The organism is Streptomyces alkaliphilus (assembly GCF_014141535.1).
In the GTDB taxonomy this organism is placed as follows: Bacteria; Actinomycetota; Actinomycetes; order Streptomycetales; family Streptomycetaceae; genus Streptomyces; species Streptomyces alkaliphilus.
The window spans coordinates 1-3,048 of record NZ_VKHT01000641.1; the positions used below are offsets into that span (position 1 = coordinate 1).

The window sequence follows — 3,048 nt, forward strand, 5'->3', positions numbered from 1 at the left end:
GTACCCGGTCTGGGTGGGCAGGTCGAAGGCGACCGACAGACCGGTCTGGCCCTTCTCCAGATTGCGCCGGTACAGCCGGTTGGACGCCTCGGCGCTCGAGTGTCCCGCGTAGGTGCGCATCAGCCAGGGGCTGCTGGCGCTGTACCGGGTGGTCGCCGAGGAGCAGGGGGCCGACTCGCGCGCCCTGCAGGGCACCACCCAGAACGACATCGTCAAGGAGTACCTCTCCCGGGGGACCCACGTCTTCCCGCCCGGCCCCTCCCTGCGGCTGACCACGGACATGATCGCGCACACCGTGGAACACGTGCCGAAGTGGAATCCGATCAACATCTGCAGCTACCACCTGCAGGAGGCGGGCGCAACGCCGGTGCAGGAGATCGCCTACGCGCTGTCCACCGCCGTCGCGGTGCTGGACGCGGTGCGCGACGGCGGACAGGTGCCCCGGGAGCGCATGGGGGACGTGGTCGGCCGCATCTCCTTCTTCGTCAACGCGGGTGTCCGCTTCGTCGAGGAGATGTGCAAGATGCGGGCCTTCACCCGCATGTGGGAACGGATCACCCGCGAGCGGTACGGCATCGCCGACCCCCGTCACCGCCGCTTCCGGTACGGCGTGCAGGTCAACTCGCTGGGGCTGACCGAGGCCCAGCCGGAGAACAACGTGCAGCGCATCGTGCTGGAGATGCTGGCCGTCACCCTCTCCCGGGACGCCCGGGCCCGGGCGGTTCAGCTCCCGGCGTGGAACGAGGCCCTCGGCCTGCCCCGGCCCTGGGACCAGCAGTGGTCGCTGCGCATCCAGCAGGTGCTCGCCGAGGAGAGCGACCTGCTGGAGTACCCCGACCTCTTCGAGGGCTCGAAGGTCGTCGAGGAGAAGGTGGAGGAGCTGGTCACCGCCGCCGGGGAGGAGATGCGGCGCATCGAGGACATGGGCGGCGTCATGGCGGCCGTGGAGTCCGGCTATCTGAAGTCGCAACTGGTCGCCTCGCACGCCCGCCGCCGGGCCCGCATCGAGTCGGGGGAGGAACGGATCGTCGGCGTCAACTGCCACCGCGCCACCGAGCCGAGCCCGCTGACCGCCGACCTCGACACCGCCATCCTGACCGTGGATCCCGCCAACGAGGCCCGGGTGGTCGAGGCCCTGGGCCGGTGGCGCGACGAACGGGACGAGGAGCGGGTCCATCGCGCCCTGGGCGGACTGAAGCGGGCGGCGGCCGGGACGGAGAACCTGATGCCCGCCACGCTGGAGTGCGCCCGGGCCGGCGTGACCACCGGCGAGTGGTCGTGGGCGCTGCGCGAGGTCTTCGGCGAGTACCGGGCCCCCACGGGGGTCTCCGGGGCACCGGTGGCGGTCGCCCCCGAGGAGGGCGGTGAGCTGGCCGGCGTGCGCCGGGCGGTGGAGGAAACGGCCCGGGAGCTGGGAGTGGGGCGGCTGCGCCTGCTGGTCGGCAAGCCCGGCCTGGACGGGCACAGCAACGGCGCCGAGCAGATCGCCGTGCGCGCCCGGGACGCCGGATTCGAGGTGGTGTACCAGGGCATCCGGCTCACCCCCGAACAGATCGTCGCCGCCGCCGTGGCCGAGGACGTGCACTGCGTGGGGCTGTCCATCCTCTCCGGCTCGCACGCCGAACTGGTGCCGGACGTGCTGCGCCGGCTGCGGGAGGCCGGGGCGGTGGACGTCCCGGTGGTGGTGGGCGGCATCATCCCGGCCGCCGACGCCGCCGCCCTGCGGGCCGCCGGAGTGGCCGCCGTCTTCACCCCCAAGGACTTCGGGATCACCGGGATCATCGGCCGTATCGTCGAGGAGATCCGCGGGGCGCACCGACCTGCGTCCCGGGTGCCCGGCTGAGCCCCGCTCCGGAAGGGTCGTACCCGCGGGTCACCCCGCCGGTACGACCCTTCCGGCTCCGCCCCGCACCCGCATCGAGACATCCGGCGACCCGCGCCCCACCCGGGCCGGTCGCCCCGAACGCTGGAGGACAGATGACCGCCGAGCCCACCGGGACCCCGACCGGGACCAACCGGCTGCGGCCCCGCCGCTCCTGCCTGGCCGTGCCCGGCAGCAGCCCCCGCTTCCTGGAGAAGGCCCAGACCCTCCCCGCCGACCAGGTCTTCCTCGACCTGGAGGACGCCTGCGCCCCCCTGGCCAAGGAGGACGCCCGGCACAGCATCGTCAAGGCGCTCAACGAGGGCGACTGGAGCGGGAAGACCCGGGTGGTGCGGATCAACGACTGGACCACCCACTGGACCTATCGGGACGTGGTCACGGTCGTGGAGGGCGCCGGGCAGAACCTGGACTGCCTGATGTTGCCGAAGGTGCAGGACGCCGAACAGGTCGTCGCGCTGGACCTGCTGTTGACTCAGATCGAGAAGACCATGGGCCTGGAGGTCGGCCGGATCGGCATCGAGGCCCAGATCGAGAACGCCCGCGGCCTGGTGAACGTCGACGCCATCGCCGCCGCCTCACCGCGCCTGGAGACCATCATCTTCGGGCCGGCGGACTTCATGGCCTCGATCAACATGAAGTCGCTGGTGGTCGGGGAGCAGCCGCCGGGGTACGGCGCCGACGCCTACCACTACATCCTGATGCGCATCCTGATGGCCGCCCGGGCCAACGACCTCCAGGCGATCGACGGCCCCTACCTGCAGATCCGCAACGTGGACGGGTTCCGCGAGGTCGCCGGACGGGCCGCCGCGCTGGGCTTCGACGGCAAGTGGGTGCTGCACCCGGGACAGATCGACGCCGCGAACGAGATCTACTCGCCCTCGCAGGAGGACTACGACCACGCCGAGCTGATCCTGGACGCCTACGCCTGGTTCACCTCCGAGGAGGGCGGCAAGAAGGGCTCCGCCATGCTCGGTGACGAGATGATCGACGAGGCCAGCCGCAAGATGGCGCTGGTGGTCGCGGGCAAGGGGCGCGCGGCCGGCCTGCGGCGCACCTCGCGGTTCGAGCCGCCCACCGACTGAGCGGCCCCACCGACCGGGTCCCGGGGCGGCGGGTTCGCGGGGAGGCTCCCCGCCGCTCCCGGGGCCCGTCCCCGGCGCCGGCGC

At 72.4% G+C, this 3,048-nt stretch carries 2 protein-coding genes and 1 pseudogene; 2 read left to right on the forward strand and 1 reads right to left on the reverse strand.

Going from position 1 to position 3,048, the window contains the following annotated elements:
* The coding region (locus tag FNQ90_RS17845) for a methylmalonyl-CoA mutase family protein (RefSeq protein WP_267133070.1) at positions 1-120 on the reverse strand (120 nt) is incomplete at its 3' end.
* A gap of 10 nt (positions 121-130) precedes the next feature.
* On the opposite strand from FNQ90_RS17845, the pseudogene FNQ90_RS17850 reads away from it, so the two are divergent.
* Positions 131-1,843, forward strand: a pseudogene (locus tag FNQ90_RS17850) (protein meaA); the annotation flags it as partial.
* Positions 1,844-1,977: 134 nt separating this feature from the next.
* A complete protein-coding gene (locus tag FNQ90_RS17855; RefSeq protein ID WP_143623398.1) occupies positions 1,978-2,964 on the forward strand; it encodes an HpcH/HpaI aldolase/citrate lyase family protein in 987 nt (328 codons plus the stop codon).
* The last annotated feature ends 84 nt before the right edge of the window (positions 2,965-3,048 follow it).